The organism is Paenibacillus aceris (genome assembly GCF_017874035.1).
GTDB lineage: Bacteria > Bacillota > Bacilli > Paenibacillales > NBRC-103111 > Paenibacillus_E > Paenibacillus_E aceris.
In genome coordinates this window covers 275,730-298,594 of record NZ_JAGGKV010000004.1, presented here as the reverse complement: position 1 = coordinate 298,594, position 22,865 = coordinate 275,730, and the positions used below count along the sequence as shown (strand labels likewise).

At 48.3% G+C, this 22,865-nt stretch carries 16 protein-coding genes; all 16 read left to right on the top strand.

Features of this window, described 5'->3' with window-relative positions; all coding sequences use genetic code 11:
- Window positions 1-55 precede the first annotated feature (55 nt).
- The 16 genes from J2Z65_RS10295 (at window position 56) to J2Z65_RS10220 (ending at window position 22,831) form a co-directional block, all read left to right on the top strand.
- The gene (locus J2Z65_RS10295; protein ID WP_338111780.1) at window positions 56-1,234 is read left to right on the top strand and encodes an iron-containing alcohol dehydrogenase; all 1,179 of its coding nucleotides are present in this window, start codon (window positions 56-58) and stop codon (window positions 1,232-1,234) included.
- Between the two features lie 67 nt (window positions 1,235-1,301).
- Window positions 1,302-2,222, top strand: coding sequence for a 4-hydroxy-tetrahydrodipicolinate synthase (dapA, locus tag J2Z65_RS10290; protein ID WP_167065201.1), 921 nt, complete (start codon window positions 1,302-1,304; stop codon window positions 2,220-2,222).
- Between the two features lie 4 nt (window positions 2,223-2,226).
- Entirely contained in the window at window positions 2,227-3,153 is a 927-nt protein-coding gene (locus J2Z65_RS10285; protein WP_167065198.1) for a dihydrodipicolinate synthase family protein, read from the top strand.
- A 16-nt stretch (window positions 3,154-3,169) separates the two neighbouring features.
- Window positions 3,170-3,796 carry a GDSL-type esterase/lipase family protein gene (locus J2Z65_RS10280; RefSeq protein WP_167065195.1) on the top strand — a complete coding sequence of 209 codons (627 nt, stop codon included), beginning with the start codon at window positions 3,170-3,172 and terminating at the stop codon, window positions 3,794-3,796.
- 299 nt (window positions 3,797-4,095) lie between these two features.
- A complete protein-coding gene (locus J2Z65_RS10275; RefSeq protein ID WP_167065191.1) occupies window positions 4,096-4,866 on the top strand; it encodes an SDR family NAD(P)-dependent oxidoreductase in 771 nt (256 codons plus the stop codon).
- Window positions 4,867-4,895: 29 nt separating this feature from the next.
- Window positions 4,896-6,212: an alpha-L-fucosidase gene (locus J2Z65_RS10270; protein ID WP_167065188.1), complete on the top strand. Its 1,317-nt coding sequence runs from the start codon at window positions 4,896-4,898 to the stop codon at window positions 6,210-6,212.
- A gap of 2 nt (window positions 6,213-6,214) precedes the next feature.
- Window positions 6,215-8,926: a hypothetical protein gene (locus J2Z65_RS10265; protein ID WP_167065185.1), complete on the top strand. Its 2,712-nt coding sequence runs from the start codon at window positions 6,215-6,217 to the stop codon at window positions 8,924-8,926.
- A 16-nt stretch (window positions 8,927-8,942) separates the two neighbouring features.
- Window positions 8,943-11,318, top strand: coding sequence for a glycoside hydrolase family 95 protein (locus J2Z65_RS10260; protein WP_240159947.1), 2,376 nt, complete (start codon window positions 8,943-8,945; stop codon window positions 11,316-11,318).
- Window positions 11,318-12,295, top strand: coding sequence for a sialidase family protein (locus J2Z65_RS10255; protein WP_167065182.1), 978 nt, complete (start codon window positions 11,318-11,320; stop codon window positions 12,293-12,295). The genes J2Z65_RS10260 and J2Z65_RS10255 overlap by 1 nt, the downstream gene beginning before the upstream one ends.
- 78 nt (window positions 12,296-12,373) lie before the next feature.
- Entirely contained in the window at window positions 12,374-14,581 is a 2,208-nt protein-coding gene (locus J2Z65_RS10250) for an MGH1-like glycoside hydrolase domain-containing protein (protein ID WP_240159946.1), read from the top strand.
- Complete coding sequence (locus tag J2Z65_RS10245; protein ID WP_167065179.1) at window positions 14,578-15,645, top strand: sialidase family protein; 1,068 nt, start codon at window positions 14,578-14,580, stop codon at window positions 15,643-15,645. Before J2Z65_RS10250 ends, J2Z65_RS10245 begins: the two co-directional genes overlap by 4 nt.
- A 120-nt stretch (window positions 15,646-15,765) precedes the next feature.
- Window positions 15,766-16,656 (top strand): AraC family transcriptional regulator, encoded by an 891-nt coding sequence (locus J2Z65_RS10240; protein ID WP_167065176.1) that lies wholly within the window; start codon window positions 15,766-15,768, stop codon window positions 16,654-16,656.
- Window positions 16,657-16,854: 198 nt separating this feature from the next.
- Window positions 16,855-17,976 carry an ABC transporter ATP-binding protein gene (locus J2Z65_RS10235; protein WP_167065173.1) on the top strand — a complete coding sequence of 374 codons (1,122 nt, stop codon included), beginning with the start codon at window positions 16,855-16,857 and terminating at the stop codon, window positions 17,974-17,976.
- An 18-nt stretch (window positions 17,977-17,994) separates the two neighbouring features.
- On the top strand, window positions 17,995-20,970 hold the full coding sequence (locus J2Z65_RS10230; RefSeq protein WP_167065170.1) for an extracellular solute-binding protein: 2,976 nt from the start codon (window positions 17,995-17,997) through the stop codon (window positions 20,968-20,970).
- On the top strand, window positions 20,957-21,931 hold the full coding sequence (locus J2Z65_RS10225) for a carbohydrate ABC transporter permease (RefSeq protein ID WP_167065167.1): 975 nt from the start codon (window positions 20,957-20,959) through the stop codon (window positions 21,929-21,931). The genes J2Z65_RS10230 and J2Z65_RS10225 overlap by 14 nt, the downstream gene beginning before the upstream one ends.
- On the top strand, window positions 21,932-22,831 hold the full coding sequence (locus J2Z65_RS10220; RefSeq protein WP_167065164.1) for a carbohydrate ABC transporter permease: 900 nt from the start codon (window positions 21,932-21,934) through the stop codon (window positions 22,829-22,831).
- Window positions 22,832-22,865: the final 34 nt, after the last annotated feature.

Here is a 22,865-nt window from a genome sequence, read left to right as displayed (position 1 = left end):
CGGGCGTAGGATGAGGGGGAAATTCAGGCAGTATAGCTCGAAAGGAGGGGCTTGTGTGAGGGGTAATCACGGTTTCGCGCCTTTTAAGTTCCAGACAGCCGGCAGCATTGTCGCCGGACATGATGCAATAGCCGAACTGGCTCCTAGACTAAAACAGTACGGAGATTTCAAGCATGCGGTGATCGTAACGCAACCTTCACTGAAAGCGATGGGGGTCATTGATCGACTTGAAGCCGATCTATCGCAGGCTGGAATATCCAGCAGATGTATAACTGACGTGAAACCGGAACCGACGGTCGATAATATTCAAAAAGTATTTGGCGACATCGCCGCCGAACCTGTTGATTTGTTCATCGGGATTGGCGGTGGGAGCGTTCTTGACGCAACGAAACTATTTTCCGTCCTACTGACCGATCCCGTGGATGTAAGGAGTCTCATTGGGACGGATCTTGTCTCGAAGCCTGGGATCCCGACCGTATTGGTTCCGACAACTTCAGGCACCGGTTCAGAAGTGACACCGAACGCAATCGTGACGATTCCGGAACAGGAACTGAAGGTGGGCGTTGTAAGCAGGCACTTGCTGCCTATGATGGTCATTATCGATCCTGCGCTAACCGTAAGCCTCCCGCAACACATCACGGCTGCGACTGGAATGGATGCGTTTACACATGCGCTGGAATCCTATATATCCACGAAAGCCAACCCTATTAGCGATATGTTTGCACTGGAATCGATCCGTTTAATTTCCGGCAGTTTGCTCCAAGCTTATCATCATGGATCCGATCTTAAAGCAAGAGAACATATGCTTCTTGGATCGATGTATGGCGGAATGGCGCTTAGTTCGGCTGGCACAGCAGCCGTGCATGCATTAGCCTATCCGCTTGGGGGTAAATTCAATATTACGCACGGCGTTGCGAATTCGATGCTGCTGCCGCATGTCATGGCTTTTAATATGGATGCCATACAGACCCGACTCGGTCATGTTGCCCGTGCAATGGGGCTGCAGGATGGCGTAGCGTCAGGAAATGACATCTCGGAAGCGGTCAATCGGCGTATATTCGAGTGGACGGCTGAGATGCGTATCCCGCAAAATTTGCGAGCATTCGGTGTAACCGATGCTGATGTAGATGATTTGGCAGTTGCTGCTTCCAAAGTGACGAGGCTTTTAAATAATAATCCAAAATCAATGAATTTGGCTGAAATTCGAGCTGTTTACCGTAAACTGCTTCCCTGACTGCGTGTCCCAGAATTCATGAAAAGCAGCGGGTAACTTCGCTCCCGCCTAAAGAAGGAGAGATGTAATGGATCGTTTATTACAACCGACAGGTATCATTCCGGCTATGGTTACACCGTTCGATGCTTATCATCAGATTGACGAAGCTGCTTTGCGGCAATTAACGCGCCGATTGATCAACGCAGATGTGCATGGATTGTTTTGTCTCGGTACGAATGGGGAGTTTTTCTCCATGACCTTTGAGGAAAAACTGCGAGTCGCCGAAATTGTCATTGAGGAAGCGCAAGGGAGGCTTCCGATCTATGTGGGTGCCGGATGTGCAAGTACGAAGGAATCGATTGAATTGGCGGTACGATTGGAACGTATGGGAGCAGATGCTTTATCTGTCATTACACCGTATTTTTTGACGTATACCCAGCAGGAGCTGCTCGTTCATTTTCGAATGATAGCGGATGCGACGGAACTTCCTGTTCTTCTGTATAACATCCCGGCAAGGACTGGCAATTCCCTGCAGCCCCAAACCGTGAAGGAGCTTAGCAAAGTGCCTAACATTGTTGGGATCAAAGACAGCAGCGGCAGTTTTGATACGATTTTGCAATACCTGGAGTTGTCTGGACCGAGCTTCTCTGTATTGGCTGGAACGGATTCACTCATTTTGCCGACATTAATGGCTGGAGGACACGGAGCTATTGCGGCAACAGCCAACGTATTTCCAGAGATCGTGAAGTCCATCTACGATTTGTGGAAACAAGGGAATCTGGTGGAAGCCGAACTGCAGCAGCGTCATCTGCGAGCTTTGCGCAGCGCGTTTTCGTTGGGGACACTCCCTTCCGTTCTGAAGGAAGCGATGTGCATGATCGGGCTGCCTGCAGGGCAACCTCGATTGCCGGTACAACCGCTGAGCCCATCGGCGCAAGCCGAACTTAGAAAAGTAATGGATGCGTATTTGGAAGAAGTCGCTTCGACAAAGCAGGAAGAAAGGAGCTGAGGAAATGGCTGTAAATATGCCAAGAGGCGTTTGGCCAACCATGGTGACGCCTTTCACCGATACAGGCAAGGTGGACTATGGTGCATTGGAGCAACTGATTGAGTGGTACATTGACCAAGGCGTACATGGTCTGTTTGCGGTTTGCCAATCAAGCGAGATGTTTTATTTGACTTTAGAGGAGAGAGTGGATCTTGCTCGATTCGTCACGAATCAAGCAGCTGGCCGGGTTCCGGTCATCGCTTCGGGCCATATTTCCGACCTGTTCGAGGAACAGGTAGCGGAGATACAGCAGGTTGCAGAGACGGGGGTTCAGGCCGTTGTGTTAGTCAGCAACCGATTGGCAGGGCCTGAAGAATCGGATGACATATGGTTCGAGCGTTTGTTGAAATTGCTAGAGAGAGTCCCGTCTGTACCAATGGGTATTTATGAATGTCCTTATCCGTATAAAAGGCTTCTGAGCCCGCAGCTGCTAAAGCGATGTGCGGATACAGGGAGATTCGCTTTTCTCAAGGATACCAGCTGCGATTTGGAGCAAATTGCCGCAAAAATTGAAGCGGTGAAAGGGAGCTCGCTCCAAATTTTTAATGCCAATTCCGCAACGCTGCTCGCCTCCTTACGAATGGGTGCGGCGGGTTTTAGCGGCGTTATGGCCAACTTTCACCCTGATATTTATGTGAGTCTGACCGAAGAGTGGAGCGCGGAGCCGGCAGCGGCGGACATGCTGCAATCGTTCGTCGGGGCGGCATCATTGATTGAGCTGCAGATGTATCCTGTCAATGCGAAATATCATCTTCGCCGGAGAGGCTTGCCAATTTCGCTGCACTGCCGTTCCAAAGATGCAAGTGCTTTTAGAGAGAACCATAAGCTTGAAGTGGAGCAGTTGGATGCGATGTACCGGTTAATGAAGAGGGAACTTGCTGAAATGATTTGAAATTGGGGGTATTATTGTGCTGTTCAAAAGGAAGGACAGAATCGTGTTTATCGGTGATAGCATTACGGACAAAGGGAGGAAGAAAGATCCATTGAAGCTTGGGTCGGGTTATGTTCGCCTTATCCATGATTATCTGACGGCTTCTTACCCGGAGTTAGGGCTTAAAATCATCAATGAGGGCGTATCTGGAAATCGTGTCATCGATTTGGAGAAAAGATGGACGCTTGATGTGATTGATCATCAACCTCAGTGGGTTTCGATTTCAATAGGTATCAACGATGTGTGGCGCCAACTGGATTCGCCCAATAACGAGCAGGTATATCCCGAGAAATTCGAGGAGGTATATCGCAGCCTGCTGGAGCAGACGAAGCAAATACCGGATTGCCGAGCGATCTTAATGGAGCCGACGGTCATCAAAGAGTATCCCGATGCCACGGGGAATAGGCTGCTAAAGCCTTATGTGGACATCGTTAATCGGCTGGCGGAACAATACGATGCTGTCCTTGTCCCTACGCATCTAGCTTTTGTGGAATTTTTGAAGCTGGAAACGGGTCAGGATCTAACAACGGATGGCGTACATATGAATTCGTTGGGAGATATGCTAATGGCCACGACATGGCTGAAAGCTGTTGAAGGGCGTTGAAAAGCATTCAGCGCGCGCGTGTCCCTGCAACGTAGAAACATCGTAGGAATGCGCACAGCTCGTCGCTTGCGGTTGCAACGATGCCAAACAACGCTAGAGGAGCACTCAATGAGAGGGGCGCGAATCTAACGTTGTTTGGCATTCTGGCAAATGCGGGAAAGAGAGAAGGAAGCATGTGAAGCGCGTCACCTATATATGTGATGAATTCAGCCTATAATGGGCTGCTTGCTTTCTTGTAAACTGATCATGAGTTGAGATCAGCGCTGCAGAAAAGTATCGTCATTTTGAGGAGTGAAGGCATGAGACTGGGGAGCAAGGTAGCCGTTGTTACCGGCGCGGCTTCCGGAATCGGAGAGGCAATCGCCAGGAGATTCGCCGAGGAGGGCGCCAGTGTCATTGTGAATGACATCTCGGAAGATGGGGAACGGGTTGTTGAAACGATCGTAAACGCGGGTGGGAAGGCTGCTTTTATATGCGCCGACATTCGTGCTGAGAGCAGTGTGATCATGCTGATGGAAGCTGCCAAACGCCACTTCGGGGGCCTTCATATTTTGGTTAACAATGCTGGGGTGAGTTGTTCGGCAAACGTTTTGACAGCTGATGATGACAATTGGGAGCATGTGATGAATTTGAATTTGAAGAGCGCATGGTACTGCTGTAAGCATGCCATTCCCATGATGTCGGAACAAGGGAGAGGCAGCATCATCAACATTGGATCAACCCATGTTTTCCGAACGCAGAAAGGGCATTTTCCCTATCATTGTTCTAAAGCAGGCATGGTGGCCATGGCTCAAGGCATCTGCGTCGACTTCGCAGGTAAAGGGATACGCGCCAATACAATCAGCCCAGGGTACATCGAAACACCGCTAGCTGAACAATACTTGCAGACATTTTCTAATCGGGAGCAGAAGCTGAGTGCCATGCTCGCGACACATCCGATCGGACGTTTCGGGAAACCCTCCGACGTAGCGAATGCAGCCCTGTTTCTTGCTTCCGATGAAGCAGAGTTCATTGCGGGTGTTAATCTCGTTGTGGACGGAGGCAGGTCTGTTCTGCAGACATTCGATTAATCATTGGGAAGTACAAGGGGGTAAACATAATGACATACGAAATAGAACAAACAACCGGAGACAGCGAATGGTTTACGCACGACAGGTTCGGTTTGTTTATTCACTGGGGACTATATTCACTGGCAGCTAGACATGAATGGCTGCAGTCCCGGGAGCGATTGAGCGGAGAGAAATACCGTAACAAATATTTCAATAAATTTGATCCTGATTTGTATGATCCAGATTTGTGGGCGCAGCTCTCTTATGACGCGGGTATGAAGTATGCGGTGGTAACGACCAAACATCATGAAGGATTCTGCTTATGGGATAGCAAGCTGACCGATTATAAAGCTCCCAACACCCCGGCTGGCAGAGATTTGATCAGACCTATGACGGAGGCGTTCCGCCAGCGCGGCATGAAGGTAGGCTTTTATCACTCGCTTATCGACTGGCATCATCCGCATTACACCATCGACACGAAGCACCCTTTACGATTTGATGAGGAGGCTATCGCTGAAAGCGCGAACAAAGATTTCTCACTCTATCGCGAATATTTGTATGGGCAAACGAAGGAATTGTTAACCGAATACGGCAATGTGGACCTTTTGTTTTACGATTTCTCTTTTCCTGCGGAGAACGGATTGCCCGGTAAAGGAAAGGAAGATTGGCGGAGCGGGGAGCTGATCAAGCTGATTCGCTCGCTGCAGCCGAATATCTTATTGAATGATCGCTTGCAAATTGGCGGAGATATTACGACGCCTGAGCAGTATTTGCCGACCAAGTGGGTTCAGATTGACGGTAAACGTGTCGTTTGGGAAACGCCGCATACATTTAGCGGTTCCTGGGGATATCACCGGGATGAAGAATCCTGGAAAAGCGTAGATATGTTGGTCAAAATGCTGATTGATGTCGTGAGTAAAGGCGGCAATTTGCTGCTGAATGTAGGGCCGACCGGGAGAGGCGAATTTGACGAGCGGACGATCGACCGTTTAAAAGGAATCGGCGAATGGATGAAGCGCCACAGCCGTTCGATTTATGGTTGTACACAGGCGCCGGAATCGATTGAGTGTCCGCAAGATTGCCGTCTGACCTATAATCCGGAGACGAATCGATTATATGTGCATGTATATAGTTGGCCTTTTAAAAGTATTCACCTGCACGGTTTGGCCGGTCAAGTCGAATATGCACAGCTGCTAAACGATGCATCCGAGATCCGTTATAAGCAAGGCCTTGTCAATAGCGGTATTGATAACGGAGCTTATAAAGAAGGAAGAGATGAGAGCACGCTAGTCTTGTCGCTGCCTGTAAAGAAGCCGGACGTCGCTGTGCCGGTCATAGAATTGTTTATGAAAGGAGGGCCTAGATAACAATGAAAGACGTTACGCTTGGATATGATCGTAACTCTGCACCGCGTGTGGCATATGGTATCCAACAACTGAGAGAGGCGCTCCAAAAAGCCGGTTATTCGGTGCATGACGCAGAAGTACCTTGGACGTTGGAAAACTACAGGTCCGTGCAGGGATTGAAAATATATATTGGCAACCGCCAGGAATCAGACTTTGTACAACAATTGGAACAGCGTGAGGTTTTGTTGTACCACACGGAAGCTCCGGAGGGAGAAGGTTTTTATTTGGCCTCTTGTCCCGGCAGCTTAACGGCAATCTCCGGAGGAAGCGATTCGGGCGTTTTGTACGGCTGCTTGGAGCTTGCGCGCCGAGTCAGTGACGCTCAGAGGCTGCCTAGCGACATTGCTTATGGAGATGCACCGCGTTTTTCATTGCGCGGACCTGCGATCGGACTGCAGAAGACGACTGTAGAACCGCCACGTCAGACGTATGAATACCCAATTACGACGGACCGCTTTCCATGGTTTTACGACCGCTCTTTATGGCGGGATTTCCTGGATATGATGGTTGAACAGCGGTGCAACGTGGTCTATTTATGGTCCGGTCATCCCTTCTCTTCACTGGTTAAGCTTGCGGATTATCCGGAAGCGCTGGAAGTGACAGAAGAAGAGTTGTCGCTGAACAGGGAGATGTTCCGCTGGCTTACCGAAGAAGCGGATCGTCGGGGGATATGGGTCGTATTGAAGTTTTATAACATCCATATTCCACTGCCATTTGCGCAGAAACACGGTCTAAAGCTGCATCAACCGAAGCCGCTTCAGATAACGAGTGATTACTATAAAAAATCGATCGCCGCTTTCGTTCAGTCATTCCCAAATGCCGGGCTGATGGTTTGCCTTGGCGAAGCGCTTCAAGGGCAAATTTATGGCGCCCAATGGTTTAATGAAACGATTCTTGCAGGATTGTTAGAAGGGCTGAAAGATTCGAACGTGAAGGAAAAACCGCCGATTATTTTGCGTTCCCATGCCATTGAGCCGCAAAAAGTCATTGAGGCTGCACTTCCGCTGTACCCGAATTTGTATACGGAAGCCAAATACAATGGCGAATCATTGACTACCTATACACCGCGAGGCAAATGGCAAGAAACGCACAATCGTTTAGGTTCCCTGCAGACGATTCATATCGTCAATGTTCATATTTTGGCTAATTTAGAGCCATTCCGATACGGCGCCCCATCCTTTATTCAAAAATGTATGCAGGCTGCTAAGTACCGCTTGAAGGCAAACGGGCTTCATCTGTATCCCTTGTTCTTCTGGGATTGGCCGTATGCACCCGATCGCGCAGAGAAGCGGCTTCGCCAGTTGGAACGCGATTGGATTTGGTTTGCTGCCTGGTTCCGGTATGCTTGGAATCCGGATCGCGATCCGGCAGCTGAGCGGAACTACTGGATCGACACGCTTGCTAAGCGATTCGGCAGCCGTGAAGCAGGCGAAGCGATCCTAGATGCCTATGAAGCTTCTGGAGAGTGCGCGCCCAAATTGCTGCGCAGGTTCGGAATTACCGAAGGCAATCGCCAAACGATGAGCCTTGGGATGACGATGAGCCAACTCACGAATCCTGAAAGACATATGCCATGGCCGGATTTATGGGAATCGCAGTCCCCGCAAGGTGAACGGCTGGAGGAATATGTGATCAAGGAATTGAGTGGCGAGCCTCACATCGGGGAGACGCCGGTGGATATTATGACCGATGCGCAAAGACATGCGCAGGACGCGGTACAGGCAATCGAACGGGCTCGAAGTCTAGTGAGTATAAACAGCGATGAATTTGAAAGATTGACCGGCGATATGTCCGCAATCCGCCATATGGTGGAAAGTTATGTCCACAAAATCAAGGCAGCGATCCTCATCTTAACCTATAAACACTCGGTCAAAGGGGAGTATTTTAACCGTCTCGATTTGCTGGAAGAGGCTGCGGCAGAATTGGAACAAAGTTTAGCTAGATATCGAGATCTGACAACGCTTACAGAAAAAACGTACTTATTCGCTAACTCTATGCAGACTCCGCAGAGGAAAGTTCCGATTCGAGGCGGTCTTGATTTCAGGCATTGGAGCGCTTGTTTACCGGTGTATGAAGCTGAGTTGAACGCTTTCCGCAAACATTTGCAAGAACTGAAGACGGGTACGCTGCCTGAAGCTCTAAAGAATCTGAAAGCACCGATCGTTCGCTATCAAGAGGCGCCGTTTCACCTATTATCTGAACATGCCGAGATGTACGTGGTGGAAAAAGGGGTGGAAGTTTTCTCAGACGGTGACATTCACATTGTTGGCTGCGCAGAAGAGCTGAGCGGGCTCACCGGCATTCGTTTTAGCCAGAGGCAGGCAGGCTTGCACGGATTGGCCATCGAGATTGAACTGCAGCAGGCGTCGAAAGTGCTGATTGGCTATTTTAATTCAAAGGATGAGCAGTGGCTGCAAGTGCCAAGCCTGGAAGAAAACACGCATGCGGACGACAGGGGCGGTTATGCGCCGGTATTACGCAAAGGGCTGCGCTTATACGCTTATCCGTCTGTGAATATCCACGCCTTTCAATATGAAGCAGGCAGGCAAACGCTTGATTTCGGCAAAGGGGCATTTCTAGTCCTGGGCGTTATCCCTGCCGATCAGGAAATGCGTCAACGTGATGTTGAACATAAAAACGACGGTATCGATACGTTGGATTGGCTGTACGAATAGATGTGGGGGGATCAGGATGTCAGACAAAAGTACGACATTATGGTATGCGCAGTCAGCCAAGAGTTGGTTCGAAGCGCTCCCCGTAGGTAACGGTCGTTTCGGCGGAATGGTATACGGCGGCACGGACCGGGAGCGCATTCAAATGAACGAGGATTCGCTTTGGTCCGGTGAGCCTGGAGAAACGGTCAACACCGAAGCAATCAACCATTTGAATCATGTGCGTGAATTGATCTTTTCGGGCAAGCATGCCGAAGCAGAGGAAGTCATTGAACGGCACATGGAAGGGCCGGAGATCGAGTCGTACTTGCCGCTTGGGGATTTGGATCTCATTTTTGATGAGGCCGGCGGCATATCGGATTACCGAAGGGAATTAAACTTAACAGAAGGCATCGCTCGTGTGCGGTATTTGCAGAATAACACGGTCTATACAAGGGAGCTGTTCGTCTCTGCGGTTGATCAAGTCATGGCGTTTCGCTTGCACAGCGAGCGTAACATCAACGTAACAGCATTACTGAGCAGTCCGCTGCAGTATCAAGTCAAGAAAGCGTCTTCGAATCAGTTGATTCTTACTGGACGGAGTCCCATACATGTGCTGCCCAATACGGTAAAGTCGCCAGATCCTGTACAGTATGTGGAAGGAAAAGGCATCGGTTTTAACGTTCGATTGCTCGCAATGACAGATAAAGGACGGGTTGAGGTTAGCGGAGGGCGGATTCGCGTAAGCGGGACGGGAACCATCACATTCCTGCTGGCCGCCGAAACCAGCTTCCGTGGGTTCGACCAGGATCCCTCCTCTTCCGGCGATCAACCGTTAGAGTTAAGCGAAGAAAGGTTGGAGAGAGCAGCGGCACTCGGATATGACAGATTGAAGGAGAGGCACTTAAACGAGCACGCTGATCGCTTCTGTAAAGTTTCTCTCGATCTTGGCGGTCCGGATAGAAGTGATATACCGACAGATGTCCGCATTCAAGCCGTAAAAAGCGGTACGCATGATCCCGGTCTTGCCGCTTTATTTTTTCAATATGGCAGATACTTGCTGTTGTCCAGTTCAAGAAGCGGTACGCAGCCGGCCAATTTACAAGGCATTTGGAATGACAACATTCGCCCCCCATGGTGCAGCAGTTGGACGACAAACATCAATATAGAAATGAACTATTGGCCTGCGGAAGTGGGGAATCTTGCGGAATGCCATGAGCCTTTGTTCGATCTGATCAAAGACCTGCAGCATACAGGCCGTAAAGCAGCAAGTGTCCACTATGGCTGCAGAGGCTGGACGGCGCATCATAACATCGATCTATGGAGAACTGCGACTCCCGTTGGCGGATCGCCAAGCTGGGCGTTTTGGCCAATGGCTGGGACTTGGTTATGCCAACATCTCTGGGAACATTACGCTTATAGTCAGGACGAATTGTTCCTCAGGCAAGCCTACCCGGTGATGAAAGATGCAGCACTGTTTGGTTTGGACTGGTTAGTTGAAGCGAAGGATGGCAGTTTGGTTACTTGTCCTTCCACGTCGCCGGAAAATTTCTTTATCACTCCTGACGGTCAGAAAAGCAGTGTTACACAAGGCGCAACGATGGATGTGGCGCTGCTCAGAGGTTTATTTGACCACTGTTTGAAGGCAAGCCGTATTTTAGCGGATACGGACCAAGCCTTTATAGGGCAATTAGAGCAAGCGATATTGCAACTACCGCCGTTTCGAATAGGAAAGTACGGACAGCTCCAGGAGTGGGATGAAGATTTCGATGAGTTCGAGCCGGGACACCGACATACCGCACATTTAGTCTCTCTTCATCCTTTAGGTCAGATCACGCTGCATCAGCACCCCGAACTTGCCGCTGCCTGCAGGAAAACACTCGAACGACGTATGGAGCACGGGGGAGCCCATACAGGCTGGAGTTGCGCTTGGATGATCAATTTATGGGCACGGCTCGGAGATGCCATGCAGGCGCACCGTTTTGTGAATGAACTGCTTGCCGGTTTGCATCCGAACATGATGAATGCACACAGGCATCCAAAAGTGAAACAAGATATTTTCCAAATCGATGGAAATCTGGGAGGCGTTTCGGGGATTGCCGAAATGCTGCTGCAAAGCCATGGAGATGGCGTCCAATTTCTACCTTCTTTACCACGGAAATGGATGTCTGGTCATGTGAAAGGACTACGGGCACGAGGAGGCTTTGAAGTAGATCTGGAATGGGAGAACGGCAAGCTGCTGCGAGCATGCATCACGTCAACGACTGGTAAAGAGTTCCAGTTGCGTGCGGCGGAACCGGTACGTGTATGGCAGAACGGGCAAAGTATCCCATTGAGGGTCATTGAACCGAGCGTTATTGCGTTTGGAACAAAAACGGGAGAATGCTATGAAATTGTTCCAAGGAGCGATAAGTGATGAGATATATCAATCAAGTCAAGGAATTCATTTTTGAGGATGAGAGGCCATTCTTAAGCTGTCACGCTTCTACGCTTGAGCTGCTGCCTAACGGAGATATCCTTGCCGCATGGTTTGGCGGTACGAGAGAGAAAGCCGGTGATGTTGCGATATGGATGTCACGCAGAATAAACGGCAGTTGGGCAGCTTCTATAAAAGTAGCCGATCAGGAGGATATTCCGCATTGGAATCCTGTACTGTATCGCAGGGAAGATGGCACTCTTTTCCTGTATTATAAAGTCGGCACTTCCATTGCCGAGTGGGTTACGATGGTCATGCGTTCATCGGATGACGGATGCACATGGTCGTCTCCGGTACCCTTAGTTGAAGGCGACAAGGGCGGCAGAGGACCAGTCAAAAACAAGCCGATCGTTCTGTTTGACGGAACGATCGTCGCACCGGCTTCGCTCGAACCGGAATGGGACGCCTTCGTTGATCTCTCATGTGATGGCGGCGAAACATGGACTCGCAGCGAAACGGTTCCTCTGGATCACAGCGTATTGAGCGGGAAAGGGATCATTCAGCCTACGTTATGGGAGTCCGAGCCGGGAGTCGTGCACATGCTCTTGCGCAGTACGGAAGGAGCCATTTACCGCAGTGATTCGACGGATGGAGGAAGAAGATGGTGCCAAGCGTATCCGACAGAGCTGCCCAACAATAATAGTGGAATTGATTTGGCAAAGCTGGACAACGGCACGCTGGCGCTCGTGTATAATCCGACTCTCCCGGAGCCCGGGAAGAGTAAGGGGCCGAGAACACCTCTCGTTCTGCGCCTGTCTGTTGATAATGGTCTAACCTGGGAGAACGAGCTTCTTCTTGATGAAGGGGAGAAGCAATATTCATATCCAGCGATCGTTGCGAACGGTCTAGATTTGTATATGACCTATACATGGAGAAGAGAACGCATCGCCTTCCAAAAAGTGTCTTTATGCATATGAGCAGAAATGCCCTATATTCTGGGAATAATAACACTACTATTCTATTATCACTTTGTTATATATTAATAAGGGTTAAAATTGGCGAATTTTAACCTTGATAGAGGAGGATTCATTCTGACTGCTTATCAATTGAACGATCAACTGCGTGCAGGGAGGAAAACGCTTCGCACGCATCCCGGCGCTTTGCTGCTGGGTCCGACGGGAGCGAAGCTATGGGCGGATTATTTGGATCCTGTGCCTGGATTTTCCGGAAGATTCGATTTTATTCATAAAGTTAACATTCCTTTGTTGTTCAAGATAGAGAATAGTTTGACGAAGAGTTTTGAACCGTGCCGAACGGAATGGTATCCAAGCTACTTGCTTATGACATACACGGATCATCGGCTTTCTCTGGTGGAAAGAAAGTTTATTTCATGGAATGATTGCGCCGTATCTTGTCAAACCTGGACGAATCACAGCAGTGAGGAGCTTGTCTTGCGGTTAACTACGTACGGCGATGCGTACCATACGCGCAGCGGAAATTACCTGCAAGCCCTATATCCGATAGAGCATTATAGTTTTGATGTAGCAGGTGCGATTGCTGTTAGCGATCCGGGGCTCTTTGAGGAAGTGCGTTTGCAACCGGGACAATCGGGTACGTACATCATCGCGGCTTCCTACGGCATATCGGGTCATGACGCCATCGGCATGCTGCAAGCGAGGGCAGCGGCTTATACGGAATGCGGGTGGACAGCAGATCAAATTATTGAGAAGCAGTGCGAGGAGTATCAGGAATGGTTTGAACATACTCCGGCATTTACTAGCAGCGATTCCCTGCTCAACAAAACTTGGATTTACCGCTGGTTTCTGCTTCGGCATAATTTAGCTGATCCGCAATACAGGCATTTGAGCTATCCGTTGTTCTATGAAGGAAGGTCGCACAAGAAAAGTAAAGAGCCCTTTAGCAAAGGGGGCTGGGAATTCAGTAAGCTGATTAACTTGTCCGTACCGCTTCATATTATGGATGCCAGGTGGCACCATGAACTGCGTTACGGTGAAGGACCGCTGCGTAATATGGCAGCATCTCCGGCGGAAGGAGGCCAATTCAGTTGTCTGACAGTCGACACGGTCATGCATGCATTCGCCAACTTCTCTTGTTGGGCTGCTTACCAGTTATACCTCGTGCACCGCAACAGGGATCTGATCGCTGACTTGCTGCCTTCATTTAAAAACCAAATCTCGGAATCCATTCGCATACATGGGAACGAGAAAGATCATTTAATGATCGAATATAAGCATACACGGACCGGAAAAGAATATCAGCCGAGTTACTGGTATTTCCATGACTTCCCTAAAAATCCGAAGGATAAACAAACGTATACCCATCTCAAAAGAGTGGATCGCACGGTTTATCACTATTTGAATACGTTGGCAGTAGCCCATATGTGCGAAATCGTTGGCGACTCCGAAGCGGATAGCTACCGCCTAATGGCAGACGGCATCAAGAAGGACATTCTTGAGAAAATGTGGGATGACGAAACCGAATTTTTCTACGATCTCCATTTCGAAACTGACCAAAAAGCATTCGTAAAAAACATTGTTGGTTTCTATCCCGCTTGGGCACAAATCATCGATGAGCCCTACAATGGGATGATCGGTCATTTATTCAATGAACGTGAATTTAATACGAAGTGCCCGTTTCCTTCTGTCTCTGTGGATTGCCCGGCCTATTCAAAAGATGGAGGCTGGATGGGCCATTTTGTGAAAGGCCGTAACGGTTGTGTGTGGGATGGTCCGACCTGGCCTTATACGAATTCAATCGCGCTTGACGCGCTCGCTAAGGAGAGCAAACGCAGCGATCATCAATATGATTCGTTTTTCGCTCACTCGCTGCGTGAGTATGCATTTCTGCATTTTATGAAAAGAGACCTTACCCAGCCCGGTCTTGTTGAGCATTACAACAGCGCAACAGGCGAACCGCTAAGTGATGAGCAGGAATATAATCATTCGTTCTTGATTGATCTGATGATTACGCATGTAGCCGGTTTCACGATCGAAGCGGATCGAATTGTTTTGGATCCCTTGGATGTTGGTTTAGATTTCTTCTCTCTAGACCGAGTGAAAGTCGCAGGAGCTGAATATCGGATTACATACAGGAAACCGAATGTGAATTCAGATGTACCTGATCTTGAGGAAGGCTATAGTCTCTATGTGGATGGCGAACTAGTTTTCAGCAACAATACACTTTGCCGAGTTGAGATTCCTTTACAGGAACTAGCGGGTAAGAGGGGGGCGATCTTATCATGAGTAGATTTAATGGTGCTGTTCGCGAGGGCGGAACAGATACAACGATTCAAGAGGCTTATCTACCAGTCTTTCATTCAAATGATAATCATGCGGCTAATTTGTTGGAATTGGACAATGGCGATTTGTTGTGCGTTTGGTTCTCCGGCTCTGGAGAGGGAAATCCTGATACCAATGTCGTAATGTCGAGACTGCCGGCAGCATCCAAACAGTGGCAGGAACCGGTCCAACTATCTGAGGATCTTGAGCGGTCCGAACAAAATCCCGTTCTGTTCCAAGAACCGAATGGCAAGCTTTGGCTGTTTCATACGTCGAATGAACCCCACAATCAGAAAACGTCCAGGATCGTTTACAGAACCTCGGAGGATCGGGGTCATACATGGAGTTCTCCTGAAGTTCTCTTTGACGGACTGGGCATCTTCTTAAGGCATCCCCCTCTTGCGCTAAAGAACGGCGATTGGGTCCTGCCGGCTTATTATTGCAGGCTGGAAGGCCATTATAGCGTGGTGTTGATAAGCTCTGACGAGGGTGCCACATGGACGGAATATGAGGTGCCTGACAGTATTCATCGTGTTCAGATGAGCATTGTGGAGCTGGACAATGGTAAGCTTTATGCCATGTTCCGCAGTCGTCAAGCAGACCGAATTTATACGAGCGTTTCTGAGGACTACGGGAAGAGCTGGTCTAGCCCTGAGAAGAGCGAACTGCCGAACAATAATTCATCCACTCAGCTCGTCAGGCTGCATAATGGTCACTTAGCGTTAATTTATAACAATTCTACCATGGAGCGAGATCAGTTCCGGTGGGTCCAGCGAAAAGGCGAATTTCGTAAAAAGCCGCTTCGCACGCCGCTTACAATGGCTATTTCGGAAGACGAAGGCAAGACATGGCCTTATGTCAGAAACGTGCAAATGGCAGATTTAGAATATAAAGAGTCGGAAGTCGGGTACTCCTACCCTTCGATTATCACGACTCGCGACAATCACATTCATCTTGCTTTCTCTTATCTGCGTAAAGGAATCAAGTACATCCGTATGCCGATACACTGGGTAAGAGAAGGGCAATAGCCAAGTTGTCATGCCGGAGCAGGGGGCGCGCTTTAGCGCGTTCCCGTTTTCTTCGACTTGCACCAGATTCAAATACATGAATACGTAGATCACAAATACTTGTAAGAGCAGGTGACGACTATGAATGGAAGAATCGATAATTTAAGCGGGGATTTATTTTTTGAGAATGATTTGGATATTTTTCTAAACCGTGAATTGGAATCGTTTACAACTTTGCAGCATACGCACGATTTCGTTGAAATTAGCTTCGTTGGCGAAGGATGCGGCTATCATTACATCGATGAAGAGGTTATTTACGTGAAACAGGGCGATTTGTTTGTCATTCCGATCGGCACGTCTCACGTGTTTCGGCCCTCCTCTCCGAAGCAGGATAAAATGCTTGTTATTTATAATTGCATTTTCCGCCTGGAGCTGCTTGATAAATGGAAGCATCTGCTGCAGCAAGATTCTGTCACTTACGATGCCATAAATAATCCAAGCCAATGTACGGCACGTTGGTTGCACTTTCAGGATAAACACGACACCTTCTCCTTAATCGTCCAAAACATGTACAGGGAATATTTAAAAAAGAGCGCAGGTTACGAAACGGTATTGACAGCGCTTTTAATCCAAATGCTGGTGCTGCTTCAACGTTTTGAGATGATCAATGAAACGGAAACCGCTTCATTTCGGATGTTCGATGAGGTCGTTCATTTCATCAAATCCCGGTATACGCATAATCTTACGGTACAGGATGTGGCAGATTATTTTTTCCTAAGCGCCAGCCATTTTCAACGTTTATTTAAAAAGTCGACCGGGTTATCGTTTACACAGTATTTGCAAAACGTACGTATCCAAAAATGTTGTGAACTGTTGAAATCCACCGATATCCCGATCTATCAAATTGCCAATCAAGTGGGATATCAAGATATGAAGTTTTTCCATGCCCTATTCCGTAAAAAAACAGGGGTAACGCCAAGACAATATCGTCAAAACTTTCAGGAACTCGATGAATCCGATATTTCTTGTTAATTTATGGAGCTGGCCATTGATATGGAGCAGCTTTTTTTGTTTTATTTTGATCAGAAGAAATGAACTGAAAGCAGGATTCCCCCTATAACTAAGTAATCATCACCTATAATGCGTTCAAAAGGGGAGTGTATAATAAAAAACAAGCGTATTGAAACCGTTATCAACAAGATGTTGATATGACCTATAGGAGGTACTGTCATGGGGCGAATTCTATTAAATCACGTAGAAAAACGTTTTGGTAAAGAGAGAGGGTATGCGGTTAGAGATTTCAATTTAGAAATTCAGGATGGGGAGTTTATCGTTATGGTCGGGCCCTCCGGCTGCGGGAAATCGACCACACTTCGAATGATCGCCGGCTTGGAGGATATTACGTCGGGAGAACTCTACATCGGAGACAAGTTGGTCAACCACTTGCCGCCGAAAGACAGGGATATTGCGATGGTTTTTCAAAACTATGCCTTGTACCCGAATATGAGCGTATATGAAAACATTGCGTTCGGACTGCGGTTGCGGAAAATGGCTAAAAACGAGATCGATCTAGCAGTTAAAAGCACGTCACGGGTACTGGAAATCGAGCCTTTTCTGGATCGGAAGCCGAGACAGCTATCCGGCGGTCAGCGGCAGCGTGTGGCTCTGGGGAGAGCAATCGTCCGCAATCCGCAAGTCTTTTTAATGGATGAGCCGTTATCGAACTTGGATGCGAAACTGAGAGTTCAGATGAGGACGGAGATTATCGGGCTTCAGAAACAGCTGGGTGTCACCATGGTGTACGTGACTCATGACCAGGTGGAAGCGATGACCATGGGGCACCGCATCGTGGTGATGAAGGATGGTGTGATCCAGCAGGTGGATACGCCAAAGCAGATCTACAATAATCCGCGAAATATGTTCGTTGCCGGGTTCATTGGTACGCCGCCGATCAATTTTGTCGAAGGTAAAATTCATGAAGGCAGCGGCGGTTCACTCGAATTTCACACCAACCGCTACTACTTGAGAATTCCGCAGAACCAAGCAGATATGCTCAGAAAGCATAAGAAAGTGGACAGAAGCGTCATCATGGGCATTCGTTGTGAGAATATCCATTTGGATCCAATCATTCGAGACGCAAATCCACATGCGCAAATTACCGGCATTCAAAAGCTGAATGAACTCATGGGAGCGGATATGTATTTGTATTTGGATATCGGGATGCCTAAACTGCTCATCGCCAGGGCACAAGCTGATCACGAGTTTGAGGACGATCAGAAACTTGTTTTGACAATAGATATGCAAAAAGCACTGTTCTTCGATAAAGAAACCACAGAGAACTTGTGGTACTAGAGCTGTGCAGCGGGAGGGATGGAGTTGAAAGCGTTATTTAGAACACGGGCAGTGATGTCCTTCATGTTAGCCCTAATATGCGTGCTGGGCCCGACGCTATCTGCAATGGCTAGCAATAATGGCAACTTGCCTCAAACAAATTCCACGTCTGCCGGCGCGGATGTTACATCGAATACAGCCAAAAATTTGATACCTGCTTATGCTGAAGTGCTTGACGAATGGAAAAAGAATGGTGCCAAAGACAATCATACAGGCAGCATAACGATCAAAGCAGCGAGTATGACGGGGAAATCGAGTAATGCGAACGTCGCTGTAGAGTCCTATGATGGGAAAGACAGCGTATTGGTTTGGAGAGCCAAAGGGGACGAATGGATCGAGTATGATTTGGATGTTGCACAAGGCGGACTGTATGCTATTGAGATGTCCTATCATCCTTTTGTGGATTCGAGAGATCGCAAACCGATTGCGCTCAGCCTTAGTGTTGACGGGGCATCTCCCTACCTCGAATCCAAATCGCTTGAATTGTATCGCCACTGGAAGGATAAAATGCCGATTGTCAAAGATGACAATGGCGACGAAATTCGTCCGGCAGCTGCCGATATCTCAGGCTGGCAAACCTGGGAAATGCGCGATATGTCCGGAGCTTATCTAGATCCGCTCCTTTGGAATTTGACCCCTGGTAAGCATAAGATTCGCTTGTCAGGTAGTGATCCAATGGCGTTAGAGACCATTTCATTCAAAGCGCCTGTCGCTGTTGCGGACTATGAAACCGTAAAAAAAGAGCTGCCGAAGGAAGCGGTTCCTGCAGCGGTTGATCCGATTGTGATTGAAGCGGAGCAGGTCGAGTGGAAGAACGATTCTTCCATAACGCTCGCTTTCGATAACGATATTGCAAACAGCCCTTATGTTCGGGGGAAAATCAGCTACAATACGCTGGACGGAACTCACTGGTCGACGAAAAATCAAGAAGTCAGCTGGAGCTTTCAAGTTCCTGAAGCCGGCATTTACAAAATAGCGCTGCGTCAACAGCAATCATTCGTTTCAAACCGCTCATCATTCCGCACCATTATGATTAACGGCAAAGTGCCCTTCTCCGAGTTGAAGGCCTATCGATTCCCTTATGCAACCAGTTGGAAGGGGAGGGAGTTAGGGAATGAGGAAGGAGAGCCGTACCAGTTTTATTTGCAAAAAGGGACGAACACGATTTCGATGCGTGTCACCCAAGCGCCATTTCTTTCTGTTGCTGCAGATATGGATAGAGCCATTGCGACATTGGTAAAGCTGTCCACCGATCTGCGCACCCTGACTGGCGGGGTAGACGATAAGAACAGAACTTGGGATCTTAAAAAGGATTTACCGGGTTTTGTTGAGCAGTTACAGGAACTAAACGATAAGTTAGCGGCAACCAGAGAACAGTTGATTTCAATTAATGGCCGCTCGGATGCCTTGTCTCAAGGTTTAGTGACCGTCAGCAAGGATATTGAAACGCTTTTAAAGTATCCGGATGAAATTCCTTATGATGCAGGCAGGATGAATAAAATGCAAGGCAAGCTTGCTGAATTGATCAAACAGATTAGCTCACAACCGCTCCAGCTTGACCGTATTTATATCGTTCCGTTCAATAAGCCGCTACCGAAATTGGAAGCGACGTTTACGGAAAAGATAGAAGGCTCGATCATCAACTTTATCAATTCTTTCCGAACCAAAGAGACTACGGAGAGCGCGGATGATCAAGTGCTCAACGTATGGATGAACCGTGGTCGCGATTATGTCAATTTGCTGCAAAGCATGGCGAATGAAATGTTTACGCCGCAAACGGGCATTAAAGTAAAAATCAACCTGCTTAAAGATGATAAGCTGCTCTTATTGATGAATGCGGCCGGGATGGCGCCCGATGTTGGAATCGGTTTGCCGCACGATACGCCGTTCGATTATGCGATTCGCAATGGGGTTTACAATCTGAAGCAATTCCCAGACTTCGATGATGTTTATAAGCAATTCGCTCCGGGCGCATGGATGCCATACTTCTATGATGGAGGCTATTATGCCGTTCCGGAAACCCAAACGTTCTCGATGATGTTTTACCGGAAAGATATTTTGCAAAATCTGGGGTTGAGTGTCCCGGATACGTGGGATGACATGTACAAAATGCTGCCGATTCTTCAGCAGAATGGCATGAACTTTACGCCGGTCGAGCACAGCATCTTTATGCAAATGCACGGTCTGGAGTACTTCAAGCAGGATGGGTCGAGAACAGGACTTAATACGGATAAAGGGTTCGAGGCATTCAAAGCGTGGACGGATTTGCAAAACAAATACGGGATTGATCAAAGAAGCGATAATTTCGTGCAGCATTTCCGCGATGGCTCGTATCCGATCGGTATTGCCGATTTAAATGGCTATCTCCAATTGACTGTTGCGGCACCTGAGCTGAACGGCACATGGGGTGTTGCTCCAATTCCCGGTGTCAAGCAAGCGGATGGATCTGTGGTTAGGTGGACAGGAGGGAACGGCGGCGATCAATTTGCATCGTCGATCTTTAAACACACGAAGAAACCGCAGGAAAGCTGGGAATTCCTGAAATGGTGGATGTCTGAAGAGGTGCAGGAGAAATACGGTCTCGACTTGGAAACGCTCAATGGGGTTACGTTCCGCTGGTACACATCCAACGTCGATGCGTTTGTCAAGCTTCCTTGGAAGGAAGAAGATCTTCAAGCCATTCTGGAACAGTGGAAATGGTTCAGGGAGGTTGCGAAAGTACCAGGCAGCTATTATATGGAACGCGAACTTACGAATGCTTGGACCCGAACCGTCATCGGCGGGGAAAATTATCGGACTTCTCTCGAAACCGCAATAAAAGAAGTAGACAGGGAAATCCAGAGGAAAATGCAGGAATTCCATTTTGTTGATGCCAATGGACAATTAATACGTTCTTTGAATTTACCCGTGATTACAAAGCCATGGGAAGGAGTAGATAAGTATGTTAAAAAGTGACGTGCAAGTGCTTCCAAGAACGCTTCAACCGGTCAAAATCCGAAAAAACAAGCTGATATCGGCGCTGCAAACGCTTTGGGAATATCGGGTCTCGTATTTATTCATCGCCCCGTTCCTGATTTGTTTCATCATTTTTATTTTGCTTCCGGTCTTGTCCGCCCTAGCGCTTAGCTTTACTTATTTCAACGCCATCGAAGCACCTCGGTTTATTGGCTGGGACAATTTTCGGTATATGCTCTCTCAAGATTTAATTTTGATTAAATATGCGCTTCCCAATACGCTTTCATTTGCTCTAATTGTTGGCTCCGGCGGCTATGTGTGCGCCTTCATGCTTGCTTGGTTGATATCGATTCTGCCTGGGGTGTACCGTAAATGGTTCACGCTTGCCATGTATACCCCGTCCTTGGCGAGTCTTGTTGCGATGAGCATTATTTGGACGCCGATGCTCTCCAGCGACAGAATCGGTTACTTGAACAGCTTTTTATTAAAAATGAGTTTGATTAACGAACCGGTTCAGTGGGTAACAAGTAAAGAGCACCTGATGACGTCCATGGTCGTTGTATCGCTGTGGAAAAGTATGGGGATCGGATTCCTGGGCATGCTGGCGGGGATCCTAAACGTAAATCCCGAACTGTATGAGGCAGGCAGATTGGACGGCATTCGCAGCCGTTTAGAGGAAGTCTGGTACATTACAATCCCTTCTACAAAGCCGCAAATGTTGTTCGGTGCCGTCATGGCCATCGTCGGGGCGATTCAATTGTCTTCCATCGGAACGGCGTTGTCCGGCATGAATCCGACCCCGGAATATGCGGGACATATGATCACTACACATATTGATGATTACGGATTAAAACGGTTTGAACTCGGCTACGCGACCGCTTTGACAGTGTGTTTGCTGACCATCGTTTATTTCGCCCAAAAGCTGAGCTGGAAGCTGTTCGGAACGAAGGGAGAAGAATAAATGAAAATCGCAGGGACGTTGCGTCAACTGGACGCGTGGCGCAGGAGCGTGGGGATTCGAAAGCTGAGTCCATTCGAGTTGTTTGCGGCCGTGCTTCTCGTCGCGCTGAGCATCTTCATGCTGCTGCCGATCGTGTACATCATTAACCATGCCTTTAAGCCTTATCAGGAACTTTTCATTTATCCGCCAAACATCTTTGTAAGGGAACCGTCGCTGCAGAACTTTGCGGAGCTGCTTGCAACGACCAAAGGGACGGCGGTTCCGGTCTCCCGCTATTTATTTAATAGCGTAGTCGTCACAGGATTGGCTGTCTTTTTGATCACGATGACAAGCGCAATGTGCGCTTACGCCATCTCCAAGCATAAGTTTCCAGGACATAAGCTGGTGTTTGCAACGATTTTGCTGACACTGGTGTTCGTACCGGAAACGGTAGAAATCCCTAAATATTTGATCATTAGTAAGCTGCACATCTTCAATACTTACTGGGGTCACGTTTTACCGCTGGTCGCTGTGCCGACCGGAGTGTTCCTTATGAAGCAGTTTATTGATCAACTGCCGGATGAACTGCTCGATTCTGCACGGATAGACGGAGCTAAGGAGCTTAGGCTTTTTATCAGTATCGTGATTCCTATGCTGATGCCGGCAGTTGCGACTATTGCGATTATCGCCTTTGACTCAGCATGGAAAGATTCGAGCACATCGACCTTCTATATGCAGGACGAGACGATGAAGACTTTCCCGTTCTATGTGGAAACATTAACGAGCGGTATGGCGAACAGCGTGGCTAGGCAGGGTGCTGCAGCCGCAGCTGCACTCCTCTTGTTTTTGCCAAACTTGATCATGTTTCTCGTTTTTCAAAGTAAGGTCATCGCTACGATGGCTCATTCCGGAATAAAATAGCGAAGGTTCATTTAGGCGAAAAGGAGGGGATTAC

Coding starts and splice junctions, on each gene's coding strand:
- dapA (WP_167065201.1), top strand. CDS start 1,302: ATGGATCGTTTATTACAACCGACAGGTATCATTCCGGCTATGGTTACA.
- J2Z65_RS10285 (WP_167065198.1), top strand. CDS start 2,227: ATGGCTGTAAATATGCCAAGAGGCGTTTGGCCAACCATGGTGACGCCT.
- J2Z65_RS10275 (WP_167065191.1), top strand. CDS start 4,096: ATGAGACTGGGGAGCAAGGTAGCCGTTGTTACCGGCGCGGCTTCCGGA.
- J2Z65_RS10270 (WP_167065188.1), top strand. CDS start 4,896: ATGACATACGAAATAGAACAAACAACCGGAGACAGCGAATGGTTTACG.
- J2Z65_RS10265 (WP_167065185.1), top strand. CDS start 6,215: ATGAAAGACGTTACGCTTGGATATGATCGTAACTCTGCACCGCGTGTG.
- J2Z65_RS10260 (WP_240159947.1), top strand. CDS start 8,943: ATGTCAGACAAAAGTACGACATTATGGTATGCGCAGTCAGCCAAGAGT.
- J2Z65_RS10255 (WP_167065182.1), top strand. CDS start 11,318: ATGAGATATATCAATCAAGTCAAGGAATTCATTTTTGAGGATGAGAGG.
- J2Z65_RS10245 (WP_167065179.1), top strand. CDS start 14,578: ATGAGTAGATTTAATGGTGCTGTTCGCGAGGGCGGAACAGATACAACG.
- J2Z65_RS10240 (WP_167065176.1), top strand. CDS start 15,766: ATGAATGGAAGAATCGATAATTTAAGCGGGGATTTATTTTTTGAGAAT.
- J2Z65_RS10235 (WP_167065173.1), top strand. CDS start 16,855: ATGGGGCGAATTCTATTAAATCACGTAGAAAAACGTTTTGGTAAAGAG.
- J2Z65_RS10230 (WP_167065170.1), top strand. CDS start 17,995: ATGGAGTTGAAAGCGTTATTTAGAACACGGGCAGTGATGTCCTTCATG.
- J2Z65_RS10225 (WP_167065167.1), top strand. CDS start 20,957: ATGTTAAAAAGTGACGTGCAAGTGCTTCCAAGAACGCTTCAACCGGTC.
- J2Z65_RS10220 (WP_167065164.1), top strand. CDS start 21,932: ATGAAAATCGCAGGGACGTTGCGTCAACTGGACGCGTGGCGCAGGAGC.